Origin of the sequence: Streptomyces spectabilis (assembly GCF_008704795.1) — a bacterium.
Lineage (GTDB): Bacteria > Actinomycetota > Actinomycetes > Streptomycetales > Streptomycetaceae > Streptomyces > Streptomyces spectabilis.
The window spans coordinates 4,798,998-4,813,402 of sequence record NZ_CP023690.1; the positions used below are offsets into that span (position 1 = coordinate 4,798,998).

9 protein-coding genes, 1 tRNA gene, 1 other RNA gene and 2 pseudogenes are annotated in these 14,405 nt (G+C 74.3%); 5 read left to right on the forward strand and 8 right to left on the reverse strand.

The annotated features are described in order from the left end of the window. Window positions 1-85: 85 nt before the first annotated feature. The 4 genes and pseudogenes from CP982_RS20855 to ffs form a co-directional block, all read right to left on the reverse strand. Window positions 86-955 carry an ATP-grasp domain-containing protein gene (locus CP982_RS20855; protein ID WP_150511931.1) on the reverse strand — a complete coding sequence of 290 codons (870 nt, stop codon included), beginning with the start codon at window positions 953-955 and terminating at the stop codon, window positions 86-88. Between the two features lie 52 nt (window positions 956-1,007). After that, on the reverse strand, window positions 1,008-2,261 hold the full coding sequence (gene purD / locus CP982_RS20860) for a phosphoribosylamine--glycine ligase (protein WP_150511932.1): 1,254 nt from the start codon (window positions 2,259-2,261) through the stop codon (window positions 1,008-1,010). Window positions 2,262-2,390: 129 nt separating this feature from the next. Continuing rightward, window positions 2,391-4,654, reverse strand: a pseudogene (locus CP982_RS20865) (DNA polymerase III subunit gamma and tau). Window positions 4,655-4,717: 63 nt separating this feature from the next. Continuing rightward, window positions 4,718-4,816: signal recognition particle sRNA small type (ffs, locus tag CP982_RS20870), an RNA gene on the reverse strand. Between the two features lie 73 nt (window positions 4,817-4,889). Between ffs and CP982_RS20875 the strand changes: the two genes are divergently transcribed. Further along, window positions 4,890-4,977, forward strand: a tRNA-Ser gene (locus CP982_RS20875). A gap of 66 nt (window positions 4,978-5,043) precedes the next feature. Here the strand turns inward: CP982_RS20875 and CP982_RS20880 are convergent. Further along, entirely contained in the window at window positions 5,044-5,799 is a 756-nt protein-coding gene (locus CP982_RS20880; protein ID WP_150511933.1) for an SDR family oxidoreductase, read from the reverse strand. 320 nt (window positions 5,800-6,119) lie between these two features. Here CP982_RS20880 and CP982_RS20885 point away from each other — a divergent pair, with 320 nt between their 5' ends. Together CP982_RS20885 and CP982_RS42565 are read left to right on the forward strand one after the other, a co-directional pair. Further along, window positions 6,120-7,550: a family 2B encapsulin nanocompartment shell protein gene (locus tag CP982_RS20885; protein WP_150511934.1), complete on the forward strand. Its 1,431-nt coding sequence runs from the start codon at window positions 6,120-6,122 to the stop codon at window positions 7,548-7,550. 186 nt (window positions 7,551-7,736) lie between these two features. Further along, window positions 7,737-8,366, forward strand: a pseudogene (locus CP982_RS42565) (sensor domain-containing protein); the annotation flags it as partial. Here CP982_RS42565 and CP982_RS20895 read toward each other — a convergent pair. Continuing rightward, window positions 8,303-9,274: a DMT family transporter gene (locus CP982_RS20895; RefSeq protein WP_150511936.1), complete on the reverse strand. Its 972-nt coding sequence runs from the start codon at window positions 9,272-9,274 to the stop codon at window positions 8,303-8,305. The pseudogene CP982_RS42565 and the gene CP982_RS20895 overlap by 64 nt on opposite strands. 129 nt (window positions 9,275-9,403) lie before the next feature. Between CP982_RS20895 and CP982_RS20900 the strand changes: the two genes are divergently transcribed. Further along, the gene (locus CP982_RS20900; protein ID WP_150511937.1) at window positions 9,404-10,315 is read left to right on the forward strand and encodes a LysR family transcriptional regulator; all 912 of its coding nucleotides are present in this window, start codon (window positions 9,404-9,406) and stop codon (window positions 10,313-10,315) included. Window positions 10,316-10,334: 19 nt separating this feature from the next. On the opposite strand, the gene CP982_RS20905 is transcribed toward CP982_RS20900, so the two are convergent. Then, window positions 10,335-11,936 (reverse strand): ABC-F family ATP-binding cassette domain-containing protein, encoded by a 1,602-nt coding sequence (locus tag CP982_RS20905; RefSeq protein WP_170316464.1) that lies wholly within the window; start codon window positions 11,934-11,936, stop codon window positions 10,335-10,337. A gap of 301 nt (window positions 11,937-12,237) precedes the next feature. On the opposite strand from CP982_RS20905, the gene CP982_RS20910 reads away from it, so the two are divergent. Continuing rightward, the gene (locus CP982_RS20910) at window positions 12,238-12,831 is read left to right on the forward strand and encodes an HhH-GPD-type base excision DNA repair protein (RefSeq protein WP_150511938.1); all 594 of its coding nucleotides are present in this window, start codon (window positions 12,238-12,240) and stop codon (window positions 12,829-12,831) included. A 12-nt stretch (window positions 12,832-12,843) separates the two neighbouring features. Here the strand turns inward: CP982_RS20910 and CP982_RS20915 are convergent, their stop codons facing one another. Continuing rightward, complete coding sequence (locus tag CP982_RS20915; protein ID WP_229879313.1) at window positions 12,844-14,358, reverse strand: helicase HerA-like domain-containing protein; 1,515 nt, start codon at window positions 14,356-14,358, stop codon at window positions 12,844-12,846. Between the last annotated feature and the right edge of the window lie 47 nt (window positions 14,359-14,405).

A 14,405-nucleotide genomic window follows, 5' to 3' on the forward strand; every position in this document is an offset into this window, starting at 1 on the left:
GTGGGCTGTTTGGCTATGAGTGCCGGAACGCCTGCGCCGCACACTAGTTGGGACACTGGTCACCGTCAGCCGGATGGGCCAGCGGTCACTCGATGGAATGGCTTTGGGCAAAGCTGGCCGTCAGGTAACGACGGAGCGACGCGGCCAGGTTCCCGGCGAACGCCCGCTGCCCTTCGGCGCCGATGAGGTCGAGGGACAGATACGGATTGAGGTCCTCCAGCTCGACCAGGAGCAGGCGTCCGTCGGGCGCCCGGCAGGCGTCGACGCGCTGGATGCCGTACGGGAGCGTGTTCCAGCCGACGAACCTCCGCGCGAAGTCCAGGTCCTCGGCCGTCGGCGCGTACGGTTCGAGCTGCCAGCGCCGGTCGGGGCGGGGGGCGTACAGCGCGTACTGGAAGGCGTCGTCGATGAAGTAGAAGGACACCTCGTAGCCGAAGTCGATCCGGGGCTGAGCGAGGAGCCCGCCGCCCTCGGTGAAGTCCAGGCCCGCCAGCTCCTCGCGGCCGACCGTCCGCAGGCCGATGGAGTCGGCGCCGAGCTTGGGCTTGACGACGTACGCCTCGGCCTCGGGGAGCCGGTGGAGGTCCTCGGCGCGGTCGGCGGTCGGGATGACCGGCAGCCCCTCGGCGGTCAGGTCGACGAGGTACTGCTTGCCCGCCATGTCGGCGCGGCCCGTCAGCGGGTTGTACACGCGTACGCCGCCGCGCAGCGCGCGCTCCCGGAAGGCGTCGTACGCCTTCTGGTAGTGGATGACGGGTCCGCTGTTGCGTACGAGGACGAGGTCGAAGCCGTCCATCAGGGCGGCCGCGTCCAGCGGGTGGCACAGCGCGACGTCGAAGTCCTCGCGCAGCCGGGCGGACAGGTGGATGTCCTCGTCGCAGTAGCGCCGTCCGCGTGCCTCGTAGGCGAGGTCGGTGACGTACAGGAGGCGGGCACGGGGGCAGGTCGAGGCCATGGCCTTACGTTACGTCACGACCTGGTCGCCCCCGGCTGCCCACGGGCCGCTCCTACTGCTCGCGGGCGGCCTTCTCCGCGATGTCCGTGCGGTGCTGGGAGCCGTCCAGGCTGATGCGGGCCACCGCCGTGTACGCGCGCTCGCGCGCCTGCGTCAGATCGGCTCCGGTCGCCGTCACGGACAGCACGCGGCCGCCCGCGCTGACGACCGCGTCGCCGTCGCGCTTGGTGCCCGCGTGCAGGACGTACGCGGTCGGGGCGTCGTGCGCCGCGACCGCGTCGAGGCCCACGATGGGGTCGCCGGTGCGCGGGGTGTCCGGGTAGTTGTGCGAGGCGATGACGACGGTGACGGCCGCGTCGTCGCTCCAGCGCAGTGGCGGCAGGTCGGCGAGCGTGCCGTTCGCGGCGGCGAGCAGGACGCCCGCGAGCGGGGTCTGGAGCCGGGCGAGGACGACCTGCGTCTCGGGGTCGCCGAAGCGGGCGTTGAACTCGATGACGCGGACGCCGCGGGCGGTGATCGCGAGCCCGGCGTACAGCAGTCCGGAGAAGGGGGTGCCGCGGCGGCGCAGTTCGTCGACCGTCGGCTGGAGCACCGTCTCCTGGACCTCGTCGACGAGCTTCGGGTCGGCCCACGGCAGCGGCGAGTAGGCGCCCATGCCGCCGGTGTTGGGACCCTCGTCGCCGTCAAGCGCGCGCTTGAAGTCCTGGGCGGGGCGCAGCGGGACGACGGTCTCGCCGTCGGTGACGGCGAACAGCGACACCTCGGGGCCGTCGAGGAACTCCTCGATGACGACGCGGCCGCAGGCACGGGCGTGCTCCCTCGCCTGCTCGACGTCGTCGGTGACCACGACGCCCTTGCCCGCGGCGAGGCCGTCGTCCTTGACCACGTACGGCGCGCCGAAGGCGTCGAGGGCCTCGTCGACCTCCGCGGCGGTGGTGCAGACGTACGAGCGTGCCGTGGGTACCCCGGCGCCCGCCATCACGTCCTTGGCGAAGGCCTTGGAGCCCTCCAGGCGCGCGGCCTCCTTGGACGGTCCGAAGCACGGGATGCCCGCGTCCCGCACCGCGTCGGCGACTCCGGCGACGAGGGGCGCCTCCGGCCCCACGACGACGAGATCCGCCCCGAGGTCACGGGCGAGCCCGGCCACGGCGGCGCCGTCCAGGGCGTCCACCGGGTGGAGCTCGGCCGCGTCCGCGATGCCGGCGTTGCCGGGAGCGCAGTGCAGGGCGGTGACCGCGGGGTCGAGGGACAGGGAGCGGCACAGGGCGTGTTCGCGGGCACCGCTGCCGATGACGAGGACCTTCACGGGGTCAGCCTAGCCCGGCGGGGCGGGTGGGTTTGGTCGGGTGTCCTAGGTGGGGGGTGGGGGAGGTTTGTGGGTTCGTACGAGTGCGGCGCGGGTGGGCCCTCGCGGGGCGCCCCAGGGGGGCTTCGCCTACTCGTTCGTGTACTCCTCGACCACCGTCGCCCCCAGCTCGCGGACGATCAGTTCGTGGCCGGAGAGGGCCGAGTCGACGAGGTCCGGGTCGTCGTCCTCGGGGGTGTCGTCCTCCGGGGCGATGTGCTCCGGGGCCGGGGGGCGGGGGCGGGCGCGGCCGGGGGTGCCTGGGGCGGGGCGGGGCGGGTGGCGGGCTGCGGGGCCGGGGCCGCGGGCGCCTGCGGGGCGGGCCGGGGAGCGGCCGGAGCGGCATAGCCACCGCTCGGGCCGCCGCTCTGGCCGCCGCCGAAGCCGCCCGCGGCGGGCGGCGGCGCGCTGCCCCCGGACGGGTCGATGATCGCCTCGACCTTCCACTGCACGCCGAACTGCTCGGACAGCGCCTGGCGCAGGACTTCCTCGCTGCCGCTGCTCGCGAAGTTGTCCCGGGCGCCGGCGTTGACGAAGCCGAGCTGGAGGGTCGTGCCGTCGAAGCCCGCCACCTGCGCGTTCTGGCTGAGCAGGATCCAGGTGAAGCGGCGGCGGTTCTTGACCGCCTCGAGGATGTTCGGCCAGAGGGCGCGGGGGTCGAGGCCGCCGGTGGGGGCGGGCGCGGCGGCCTGCGGGGCCGGGGTCTGGGGGGCCGCGGGCGGGGCGGACGGCGCGCTCGGCGCGGGAGCGGGCGCAGGGGCACCGCCGCCCGCGGAGGCGGCCGTGGGCCAGCCGCCGGGCCGGGGCGCGGCGGGGGCCCCGCCACCCGGCGCGGAGGCGGTGGGCCAGCCGCCGGGGCGGTTCGCGGCGGGCGCGGGCTCCGGGGCCGGGGGCGCGGGCGGGCTCGGGGCGACGGGCGGCGCGGCCTGCACCGGCGCGGCCTGCGGCGCGGGCGGTGACGGCGGCGGAGGCGGCGTGGCCCCCGGCGCGGCATCGGCGGACGCGGACGCGTCCCCGGCGGGGGCCCCCCGCACCGCGGCACGCGCGGCGGCCGGACCCCCTCCGGGCGGGATGGGCGGGCCGACGGGCGCGGGCGGCGGCACGGCGACGCCCGGCTGCTGCACGCCCGCGTGGGCCTCGGGCCCGGGGACGTACCCCATGGGGGGTGCTGAGGCGGGGCCCTGCGCCATGAAGTGTCCGCCGCGCTCCAGGCGGTCGAGGCGGGCCATGACGGCCCGCTCGTCGTCGTACGCGGCGGGCAGCAGCACGCGGGCGCAGATCAGCTCCAGCTGGAGCCGCGGCGAGGTGGCACCGCGCATCTCCGTGAGTCCCTGGTTGACGAGGTCGGCGGCGCGGCTGAGCTCGGCGGCGCCGAACACCCCGGCCTGCGCCTGCATGCGCTCGACGACGTCGGCGGGGGCGTCGATGAGGCCCTTCTCGGCGGCGTCGGGGACGGCGGCGAGGATCACGAGGTCCCGCAGCCGCTCCAGGAGGTCGGCGACGAACCGCCGCGGGTCGTTCCCGCCCTCGATGACGTGGTCGACGACCTCGAAGGCGGCCGCGCCGTCGCCCGAGGCGAAGGCCTCGACGACCGAGTCGAGGAGCGACCCGTCCGTGTACCCGAGGAGGCCGGTCGCCATGGCGTACGTCACACCGTCCTCGCGGGCGCCCGCGAGGAGCTGGTCCATCACGGACATGGAGTCGCGCACGGAACCGGCGCCCGCGCGCACGACCAGGGGCAGCACCCCGTCCGCCACGGGGATCTCCTCGCGCCCGCACACCTCGGAGAGGTAGTCCCGCAGGGTGCCGGGGGGCACGAGACGGAACGGATAGTGGTGCGTGCGCGACCGGATGGTGCCGATGACCTTCTCGGGCTCGGTCGTGGCGAAGATGAACTTCAGATGCTCCGGGGGCTCCTCGACGACCTTCAGGAGGGCGTTGAACCCCGCCGACGTGACCATGTGGGCCTCGTCGATGATGTAGATCTTGTACCGGCTGCTCGCAGGGCCGAAGAAGGCCTTCTCGCGCAGGTCGCGCGCGTCGTCCACGCCACCGTGCGAGGCGGCGTCGATCTCGATGACGTCGATCGACCCCGGTCCGTTCCGCGCGAGGTCGCGGCAGGACTGGCACTCCCCGCAGGGGGTCGGAGTGGGACCTTGCTCACAGTTCAGACACCGGGCGAGGATGCGCGCGCTCGTCGTCTTGCCGCAGCCGCGCGGGCCGCTGAACAGGTACGCGTGATTGACCCGGTTGTTCCGCAGCGCCTGCTGCAGCGGGTCGGTTACATGCTCCTGCCCGATGACCTCGGCGAACGACTCCGGGCGATAGCGGCGGTACAGCGCGAGAGACGACACACATACGAGGTTAATGGCGCCCACTGACAACACGGACCGCCCGGCGGCAGCACCGGCCACAGAACGCAAAGCGCCCCCCACGCACCCGCCAGAGCCGACCTACCCTTGCTGCCTTCCGGCCCTGGGGGAGTTCAGTCAGATAGCGCCACGTGAGGGGCTGGCCCCCACAGTAGCCGATCCCGGCCCCCGGGAACGAGTTCGCGAGCACTCCTCAACGTCTTGTATTGTTTGCCGCGGAGGATTCGCCTAGAGGCCTAGGGCGCACGCTTGGAAAGCGTGTTGGGGGCAACCCCTCACGAGTTCGAATCTCGTATCCTCCGCCAGTGCCTCACCGGGCACTAACGTCGAAGGGCCCCGCTGCTTGCAGCGGGGCCCTTCGACGTTGTCCCCTAGGCCGCGGGGACGGAGCCCACCAGGCCGCCGTCGACCACCAGGTCCTGCCCCGTGACGTACGACGCGTCGGGCGAGGCCAGGAAGGCGACCGCGGCGGCGACCTCCTCGGCGCGGCCGAGCGCTGCGAGGGGGACCTGGGCGGTGACGGCGGACTCGGCGGCGGGGTCCGGGTTGGCCTCGCGGTACATGGGGGTGTCGATGTAGCCGGGGCTGACGGAGTTGACGCGGATGCCCCGGGGGGCGAGGTCGGCGCCCAGGGTGCGGGCCAGGTTGTGGACCGCCGCCTTGGTGGCGGAGTAGACCGACGCCACGGCGAGGCCCCGGTGGAGGGTCCAGGAGGCGTTGAGGACGAGGGAGCCGCCCTCCCGCAGGAGGGGGACGGCCTTCTGGGCGGTGAAGTAGACGCCCTTGAAGTTCACGTTCACCGCGAGGTCGAAGTCCTCCTCGGTGATCTCCGCGCTGGGCTTGAAGACGCCCACGCCCGCGTTCGCGAAGACCGTGTCCAGGCCGCCGCGCCACGCCTCGACCTCGCTCATCAGCGCGTCCAGGTCCGCCAGGCTGCTCGCGTCCGCCCGGACGGCCAGCACGCGGTCGGGGGCGCCGAGCTCCGCCGCGGCCTTCGCCAGGCGGGCCTCGTCCCGGCCGGTGACGACCACGTGCGCGCCCTCGTCGAGGAGGCGCCGTGCCGTCGCGAGGCCCATGCCGCTGGTGCCGCCGGTGATCAGTGCCGTCTTGTTCGTGAATCGCTGCATGGATCGATCGTCGGGGCGCGGCGGCCGCGGCGGGGAGAGTCAGCCGAGCCTGGGTCTGCCACCACCACCCTGGGCTCACACCTCGCTGGATTTACACGTTCGAGTGATATGCCAAACGGCCATTCCCTCAAGGGGCCTTGGCCCACAGGAGGGGGGGCGCGGGCGTTCGACGTGCCACGACGTGCCTGGCCGTCTTGGGCACCGCCGCTTACCGGCCATCGGGCGCGCGCGGCGGACAGGGCGCTCGTTGACCGGGTTCGCGCCGGTTGTTTGGCTCGTCGCGCCTCAGCAGGTCGTGCCGAAGCCCGAAGGGACGTGCGATGTCGACAGCAGCGGAGCAGCAGCCGGACACCGGACAGGAGGGCGGGCGCGCCCAGTTGAGCCTGGGGGTCGCCGCCGCGCGGAACCTGGCGACGACCACCAAGACCGTGCCGCAGATGCAGGGCATCAGCTCCCGCTGGGTGCTGCGGTCGCTGCCGTGGGCGGAGGTGAGGGGCGGCACGTACCGGGTCAACCGACGCCTCACGTACGCCGTGGGCGACGGCCGGGTGGCCTTCGTGCAGGAGGGGGCCGACGTCCGCGTCGTCCCGCAGGAGCTGGCCGAGCTCGGCCTGCTGCGCGGGTTCGACGAGGCCGACGCCCTGGAGGCGCTCGCCGCGCGGTTCACGCGGCGCGAGTACGAGCCCGGGCAGGTCATCGTCGAGGCCGGGCACCCCGTCGACCGGGTCGTGCTCGTCGCGCACGGGCGGGTGGAGCGGATCGGGCGCGGCCCGTACGGCGAGGAGACCGCGCTCGGCGTCGTCGCCGACGGCGGGTTCTTCGGCGGGCGGACGCTCGCGCCGCGGGCCGCGGACGCGGGCGAGTGGGAGTTCACCGCGCGCGCCGCGACCGCCACCACCGCGCTCGTGCTTTCGCGGCAGGAGTACGAGGCCGTCGCCGGGCGGCACGAGGCCCTGGTGGAGCACGCGCGGCGGCGGCTCGCCGAGCGCGACCTGCCGCAGACCAAGCACGGCGAGGCGGCCGTCGACCTGGCCTCCGGGCACTCCGGTGAGCCCCTCCTGCCGGGCACGTTCGTCGACTACGAACTCCGGCCGCGCGAGTACGAACTGAGCGTCGCGCAGACCGTCCTGAAGGTGCACTCGCGCGTCGCCGACCTCTACAACGACCCGATGGACCAGGTCGAGCAGCAGCTCCGGCTGACCATCGAGGCGCTGCGCGAGCGGCAGGAGTACGAGCTGGTCAACAACCGGGAGTTCGGCCTGCTGCACAACGCCGAGTACGGGCAGCGCATCCAGACGCACTCGGGGCCGCCGACCCCGGACGACCTCGACGAACTGCTGAGCATGCGGCGGCAGACGCGGTTCCTGTTCGCGCACCCGCGCGCGATCGCCGCCTTCGGGCGCGAGTGCAACAAGCGGGGCCTGTACTTCGGGCACACGGACATGGGCGGACACCGCGTGCCGGCCTGGCGCGGCGTCCCGCTGCTCCCGTGCGGCAAGATCCCCGTCTCGGCCGGGCAGACCTCGTCCATCATCGCCGTACGCACCGGAGAGGAGGACGAGGGCGTCGTCGGGCTGCGCCAGACCGGGATACCGGACGAGTACGAGCCGGGGCTCAACGTGCGGTTCATGGGGATCAACGACCAGGCCGTCATCTCCTACCTCGTGAGCACGTACTACTCGGCCGCCGTGCTCGTCCCGGACGCGCTCGGCGTCCTGGAGAACGTCGAGGTCTCCGCGGCGCGCGGCTAGCCTCCCGGCTCGCGGATCGCGGCTCGTGTCCACAAGCGGATCCAGAAGCGGATCCACAAGCGAAGAGGGGGCCTAGGTACACCCCGGGACGCCACTTCGCCCCATGTCGGCGCGGCCCCCGTGCGGGGAGAGTCGAGGACGTCAGCACGGCACGTCCCCACCACGCAGACGAACGCGAGGCCCGCCATGACCACGACTCTCCCCTACGCCGTCCCCGCCACCGCGGCGGAGCCCGCGCGGCGCCCGGGCTTCTGGCGGGCGCCCGTCTCGGCGGGCACCTTCCGGGAGTTCGGGTACACGCTCACGAACCTGCCCGTCGCGATCGCCGGTTTCGTCTTCGCCGTCACGCTGTTCTCGCTGGGGGCGGGCCTCGCCGTCACCCTGCTCGGCATCCCCGTGTACGCGGCGATGCTGGCCGGGGCCCGCGGCCTCGGCGCGGTGGAGCGGCGCCGGGCGCGGACCCGGCTCGGGCTCGCGGTGGGTGACCCGGCCCCCGCGCGGACGCCGGGCGAGGGCGGCGCCTGGGCCCGGGCGTGGGCGCGGCTCGGGGACGCGGCGGGCTGGAAGGCCCTGCTGTTCCAGGTCGTGATGTTCCCGTGGCGCGTGGCGAGCTTCTGCGTGGCGGTGACGCTGTGGGTGACGGGCTGGGTCGTGGCCCTCTTCCCCGCGTACTCCTGGGTCTTCGAGCGCTACCTGGACTGGCCGGGCTACCGCGTCTACGACTTCACCTCGGGCGGTGAGCACCACGCGTACTACATCGAGTCGCCGTGGCAGGTCGCCGCGGTCTCCGGCCTCGGCATCCTGCTGGTGCTGCTCACTCCGCCGGTCGTCCGCGCCCTGAACGGCGTGGACCGGGCGGCGGTGCGCTCGCTGCTCGGCCGGTAGCGGGTGAGCCCGACGCCTGCGAGCACCACCGCCATCCCCGCCACCACGCGCACGCTCAGCGCCTCCCCCAGGACGAGGGCCCCGAGGGCGACCGAGACCACCGGCAGCAGATAGCCGACGGTCGCGGCGGCCGTGGGGCCCTCGTCGGCGATGAGGCGGGAGTTGAGGTGGAAGGTGAGGCCGGTGCCGAAGACGCCCAGGAGCACGACGGCGACGACGCCGGTGAGGCTCGGCGCGGTGCCGGACCCCGTGGTGAAGGGCAGGCCGAGCGCGGTCAGGCCGGTGGCCACGAGGAGCTGGGCGGCGGACAGGGCGAGCGGTTCGGTGCCGCGGCCGATGAGGTGGCGGGCCATGTACGCGAAGGCGACCGCGTAGCTGACGGCGGCGGCGAGCAGCACCAGGGCGCCACCGCTGGCGAGTCCCGCCTCGTGCCAGGGCGCGAAGATCAGCGACGTACCGGCGAAGCCGAGGACGAGCCCGCCGAGCCGGTACCGGCCGAGTCCCCGGTCCGTGCGCAGGAGCAGCCCGAGGCCGAGGGACCACAGCGGGGTCGTGGCGTTCATGACGCCCGCGACGCCCGAGTCGACGGTCTGCTCGCCGATGCCGAAGAACAGGAACGGCAGCGCGTTGCAGAACAGCGCGGCCACGACCAGGTGCCCCCAGGTGCGGCGGTCGCGCGGCAGGCGCTGCCGTGCGGCGCGGGCGAGCCCGAGCAGCACGGCGGCGCCGAGCGCGCAGCGGACCACGGTCAGGTGCAGCGGCGCGAGCCCGCCGTCGAGGGCGAGTTTGATCCACAGGAAGCTCGAACCCCACAGCAGGGCGAGGACGGCGACGCGCACGACGGCTCCAGAGGCGGCTAGGCGGGCAGCGGGTGTACGTCGACGGTGCCCCGACCCGACCTATAAGACAAGCGAAAAGATGTGGATCAAGCCTTAAGCAGCTCTACATTCGTGGCGTACGCTGACCGCATGCTCGACATGCGGCGCATGCAGATCCTGAGGTCGGTCGTCAGCAGCGGCTCGGTCACCGCGGCGGCCCGGAACCTGGGCTACACGCCCTCGGCGGTCAGCCAGCAGATGGCGGCCCTGGAGAAGGAGGCGGGCGTCGCCCTCCTGGAGCGCACCGGGCGCGGGGTGCGGCCCACGGACGCCGGGCGCCTGCTCGCGGACTGCGCGGCGGCCCTCGGGCGGCACGTCGCCGAGGCGGAGACCGCGCTCGCCGATCTGCGGACCGGGCGCACCGGGCGGATCTCGGTGCGGTACTTCGCCACGGCGGGCGCCCGGCTCGTCGCGCCCGCCCTCGCCCGGCTGCGGCGGGAACACCCGGGCGTGCACACGGAGTTGCGGCTCGACGAGGACCCGCTGCCGGAGGTGAAGGCGGGCCGCGTGGACCTGGCGCTCGTGGTGCGCCGCCACGACGCCCCGCCGGTGGACGGCGTCCGCTTCGTCCACCTCCTCGACGACCGCTACCGCGCGGTCCTGCCTGCGGGCCACCGCCTGGCCGGACGGGACGTGCTCGACCTGGCCGACCTCGCGGGCGAGCCCTGGGTGGGCAGCGAGCTGCCGGGGCCCTGCCTGGACGCCGTGCTCGACGCGTGCGCGGCGGCGGGCTTCACCCCGGACTCCGTCGTCGACAGCGGCGACTACGCGACGGCGCGGGGCTTCGCGGCGGCGGGCGTGGGCGTGACCCTGGTGCCGGGCCTCGGCCTCGCCGGGGTCCCGGACGAGGGCGCGGACGTGGTCGTACGCCGTGTCGCGCGGCCCGAGCCGGTGCGCTCGATCTGGGCGGCGGTCCGCGCGACGGCACCCGAGAGCCCCGTGCTCAGGGCCTTCGTCGAGGCCCTGAGCACGGCGGCGGCCGCTGCCGGGGCTCTCGCCTAGCCGCCGCGCCCCGGCCCCGTCAGGTCAGGGCGACCAGCTCCCGGTACTCCGCGTTCCACAGGTCCTCGGTGCCGTCGGGGAGCAGCAGCACCCGGTCGGGCCGCAGCGCGTCGAGCGCGCCCTCGTCGTGGGTGACCATCACGATCGCCCCGGGGTACGTGCCCACGGCGGCGAGCACCTCGTCGCGCGAGGCCGGGTCGAGGTTGTTGGTCGGCTCGTCCAGGAGCAGCACGTTGGCGCCCGAGTGCACGAGCCCGGCGAGGGCGAGGCGGGTCTTCTCACCGCCGGAGAGCACGCCCGCGGGCTTGTCCGCGTCGTCGCCGCCGAACAGGAAGGAGCCGAGCACGCGCCGCACCTCCCCGTCGGTCAGGCCCGGCGCGGCCGCCGCCAGGTTCTCCCGGACGCTCGCCCCGGTGTCCAGGGTGTCGTGCTCCTGCGCGAAGTAGCCGAGCCGCAGGCCGTGCCCGTGCACCACGCGCCCGCCGTCGGGGCGCTCGCGGCCCGCGAGCAGCCGCAGCAGGGTGGTCTTCCCCGCCCCGTTGTAGCCGAGCACGACGAGTCTGCTGCCCCGGTCGACGGCGAGGTCGACGCCCTTGAGCACGGCCAGGTCCCCGTACGACTTCTCCAGGCTCACGGCGCCCAGCGGCATGCGCCCGCACGGTGCGGGCTCGGGCAGCCGGATGCGGGCGACCTTCTCGCCCCGGCGCACGGGCTCCGTCCCGGCGAGCATGCGGTCGGCGCGCCGGGCCATGTTCTTGGCCGCGGTCGCGGTGGCGACGCGCGCCCGCATCTTGTCGGCCTGGGTGCGCAGCGCGGTGGCCTTGCGCTCGGCGTTGGCGCGCTCGCGGGCACGGCGCCGGTCGGCGGCGGCGCGCTGGTCGAGGTAGGCGTGCCAGGTGGTGTTGTGCACGTCGAGGGCGGCACGGGCCGGGTCGAGGTGGAACACGCGGTTGACGACGGCGGCGAGCAGCGAGGTGTCGTGGCTGATCAGCACGAAGCCTCCCGGGTACCCGCCCAGATAGCCCCGCAGCCACTCCACGGAGTCGCGGTCCAGGTGGTTCGTCGGCTCGTCGAGCAGCAGCACGTCGTGGCGCGCGAAGAGCACGCGGGCCAGCTCGACGCGGCGCCGCTGCCCGCCGGACAGCTCGCCGACGGGTCGCGCGAGCACGCGCTCGGGCAGCCCGAGGCCCGCCGCGACGCGGGCGGCCTCGGCCTCGGCCGCGTAGCCGCCGCGGGCCTGGAACGCGTCGTCCGCGCGGGTGTAAGCGGCGAGGGCCGCGCGCTCGGGCCCGGCGCCGGACGCCGTCGCGAGGGCCGCCCCGGCGGCCCGCAGCGCGCGTACCGCCCGGTCGAGGCCGCGCGCGGACAGAATCCGGTCGGTGACGGTGGCCGCGGGATCGGCGGCGGCCGGGTCCTGGGCGAGCACGCCGAGGGAACCGGTGCGCGTCACCGCGCCCGCGGCACACGGCACCTGCCCCGCGAGGGCCTTGAGAAGGGTGGTCTTGCCGGCGCCGTTGCGCCCGACGAGCCCGACGCGGTCACCGGGACCGACGTGGAAGGACACCCCGGACAGCAGGGTCCGGGCACCGACGCACAGATCGATGTCACGTACAGAGATCAAGGGAATACGCTCCGCAGTAGCGAAAGGACACACGGGTGACGTGAAGGCGTGTGTCCTGGCTAGGAGATGCGGGGCGTCGACATGGGTCCGAGGGTACGGCGACGGCCGGCGGGGCCGCACACGATTTTTCCCGGCCCCCGCACGCCGTCGTCCGGGGCTCGGCCGAGATCATCCAGCCCGTCCGGCGTTTGAGGACAAGCGCGGTAGCGCGGTGCTGTGAGCCGGACCAGCGAGGGCGCTCAGGCCAGGACGCGGCGGCTGCCGCCCTGCGCGCCGGGGGCGGCCGGGGGATGATCGGCCCATGGACAAGGACGTCACCCTGCACCTCGCCCAGGAGGCCGAGGCCGACGCGCTGCTGAGCCGCAGCCCGCTGGCCGCGCTCGTCGGGATGCTCCTGGACCAGCAGGTCCCCATGGAGTGGGCGTTCGCGGGCCCGTACACCATCGCGCGGCGGATGGGCGCGGACGACCTCGACGCGCACGACATCGCCGCGTACGACCCCGAGGCGTTCGCCGCGCTCCTGGCCACGAAACCGGCCGTGCACCGGTACCCCGGCTCGATGGCCGGGCGCGTGCAGAAGCTGTGCCAGTACCTGGTCGAGCACTACGACGGGGACGCGGCCGGGATCTGGCGGGACGCGGGCAGCGGCAAGGAGCTGCTCGGCCGCCTCACAGAGCTGCCCGGCTTCGGCAAGCAGAAGGCCCAGATCTTCCTCGCCCTCCTCGGCAAGCAGCTCGGCGTCCGTCCCACGGGCTGGCGGGAGGCCGCGGGGTCCTACGGCGAGGCGAAGGTGTACCGCTCGGCGGCGGACATCACGGGCCCGGAGACGCTGCACAAGGTCCGCGCCTACAAGCAGGAGCAGAAGGCGGCGGCCAAGCGGGCCGCCTCGGCGTAGCCGCCCGGCCGGTCAGCGCCGCCGCCGGGCCGTCCCGAAGACCGAGCGGGAGATCTCCCGGCCCAGCTGCGTCCCCACGGACCGCAGGAGCGACTTGAACATGCCGCTGCCGACCACCTGCTCCACCACGGAACCACCGCCTCCGCCGCCGTCGCCCTTGCCCTTGGCGGCCTTGGGCGGCTCGGCGGCCGGAGCCTCGGCAGCGGCGGCCGCGGCCTCCCGCAGGCGTTCGTACGCCGAGTGGCGGTCCACCGCCTCCGCGTACCGGGAGTAGAGCCGGGAGTCCCGCACCGCCCGCTCCAGGTCCGCGGCGGGCACCGGGCCCATCAGGGACTGCGGCGCCCGCAGCCGCGTCGCCGCGACCGGCGTCGGCGCGCCCTTCTCGCTGAGCACGGTGACCACGGCCTCGCCGGTGCCGAGGCCGGTGAGGGTCTCCTCCAGGTCGTACGCGGACGTGGGGAAGGTCCGCACGGTCGCCTTGAGGGCCTTCTGGTCCTCGGGCGTGAAGGCGCGCAGCGCGTGCTGGACGCGGTTGCCGAGCTGGGCGAGCACGTCGGCGGGCACGTCCTTGGGCGTCTGGGTGACGAAGAAGACGCCGACCCCCTTGGAGCGGATGAGCCGCACGGTCTGGGTGATCGAGTCCAGGAACGCCTTGGACGCCCCGTTGAACAGCAGGTGCGCCTCGTCGAAGAAGAAGACGAGCTTGGGTCTGTCCAGGTCACCGACCTCCGGGAGGTCGTGGTACAGATCCGCGAGCAGCCACATCAGGAACGTCGAGAAGAGCGCGGGCTTGTCCTGGACGGAGGGCAGCTCCAGGACCGACACCAGGCCCTGCCCGTCCCCGGCGACGCGCAGGAACTCGCTCGTGTCGAACTCCGGCTCCCCGAAGAAGTCCCCCATCCCCTGCGCCTCGAACGTGGTGAGCGCCCGCAGGATGACCCCGGCGGTGGCCGTCGACAGGCCGCCGATGGTCTTCAGCTCCGGCTTGCCCTCGGCCGACGTGAGGAAGGTGACGACCGCCCGCAGGTCCTTGAGGTCGAGGAGTTCGAGGCCCTTCTGGTCGGCGTAGTGGAAGATCAGGCCGAGTGACTGCTCCTGGGTCTGGTTCAGCTGGAGGACCTTGGCCATCAGGAGCGGGCCGAAGCTGGTCACGGTGGCCCGCACGGGGATGCCCGTGCCGATGCCGCCGAGTGCGTAGAACTCACTGGTGAAGCCGCGCGGCGCCCAGTCCTGGCCGACCTCGCGGGCCCGCGAGGCGACCTTGTCGCCCGGCTCGCCGGGCGCGGAGACGCCCGAGACGTCGCCCTTGACGTCGGCGAGGAAGACCGGCACGCCCTGCGCGGCCAGCTGCTCGGCGACGAGCTGCAGCGTCTTGGTCTTGCCGGTGCCGGTCGCCCCGGCGACGAGCCCGTGCCGGTTGAGCATCGCCAGCGGAATGCGCACCTGCGCGTCCGCGTGGCACCCGCCCTCCCACAGGACGGCACCGAGGTCGAGCGCGGGCCCTTGGAACGCGTACCCGGCGGCGATCTCCGTGACCTCGGCGGGCGCCCCGGTGTCGGCCGCGGCGCCCGGCG

What these genes read in the sequence shown, in the direction of transcription:
- CP982_RS20855 (WP_150511931.1), bottom strand. Translation starts at nt 955, where the DNA reads ATGGCCTCGACCTGCCCCCGTGCCCGCCTCCTGTACGTCACCGACCTC.
- CP982_RS20880 (WP_150511933.1), bottom strand. Translation starts at nt 5,799, where the DNA reads ATGCAGCGATTCACGAACAAGACGGCACTGATCACCGGCGGCACCAGC.
- CP982_RS20885 (WP_150511934.1), top strand. Translation starts at nt 6,120, where the DNA reads ATGTCGACAGCAGCGGAGCAGCAGCCGGACACCGGACAGGAGGGCGGG.
- CP982_RS20900 (WP_150511937.1), top strand. Translation starts at nt 9,404, where the DNA reads ATGCTCGACATGCGGCGCATGCAGATCCTGAGGTCGGTCGTCAGCAGC.
- CP982_RS20910 (WP_150511938.1), top strand. Translation starts at nt 12,238, where the DNA reads ATGGACAAGGACGTCACCCTGCACCTCGCCCAGGAGGCCGAGGCCGAC.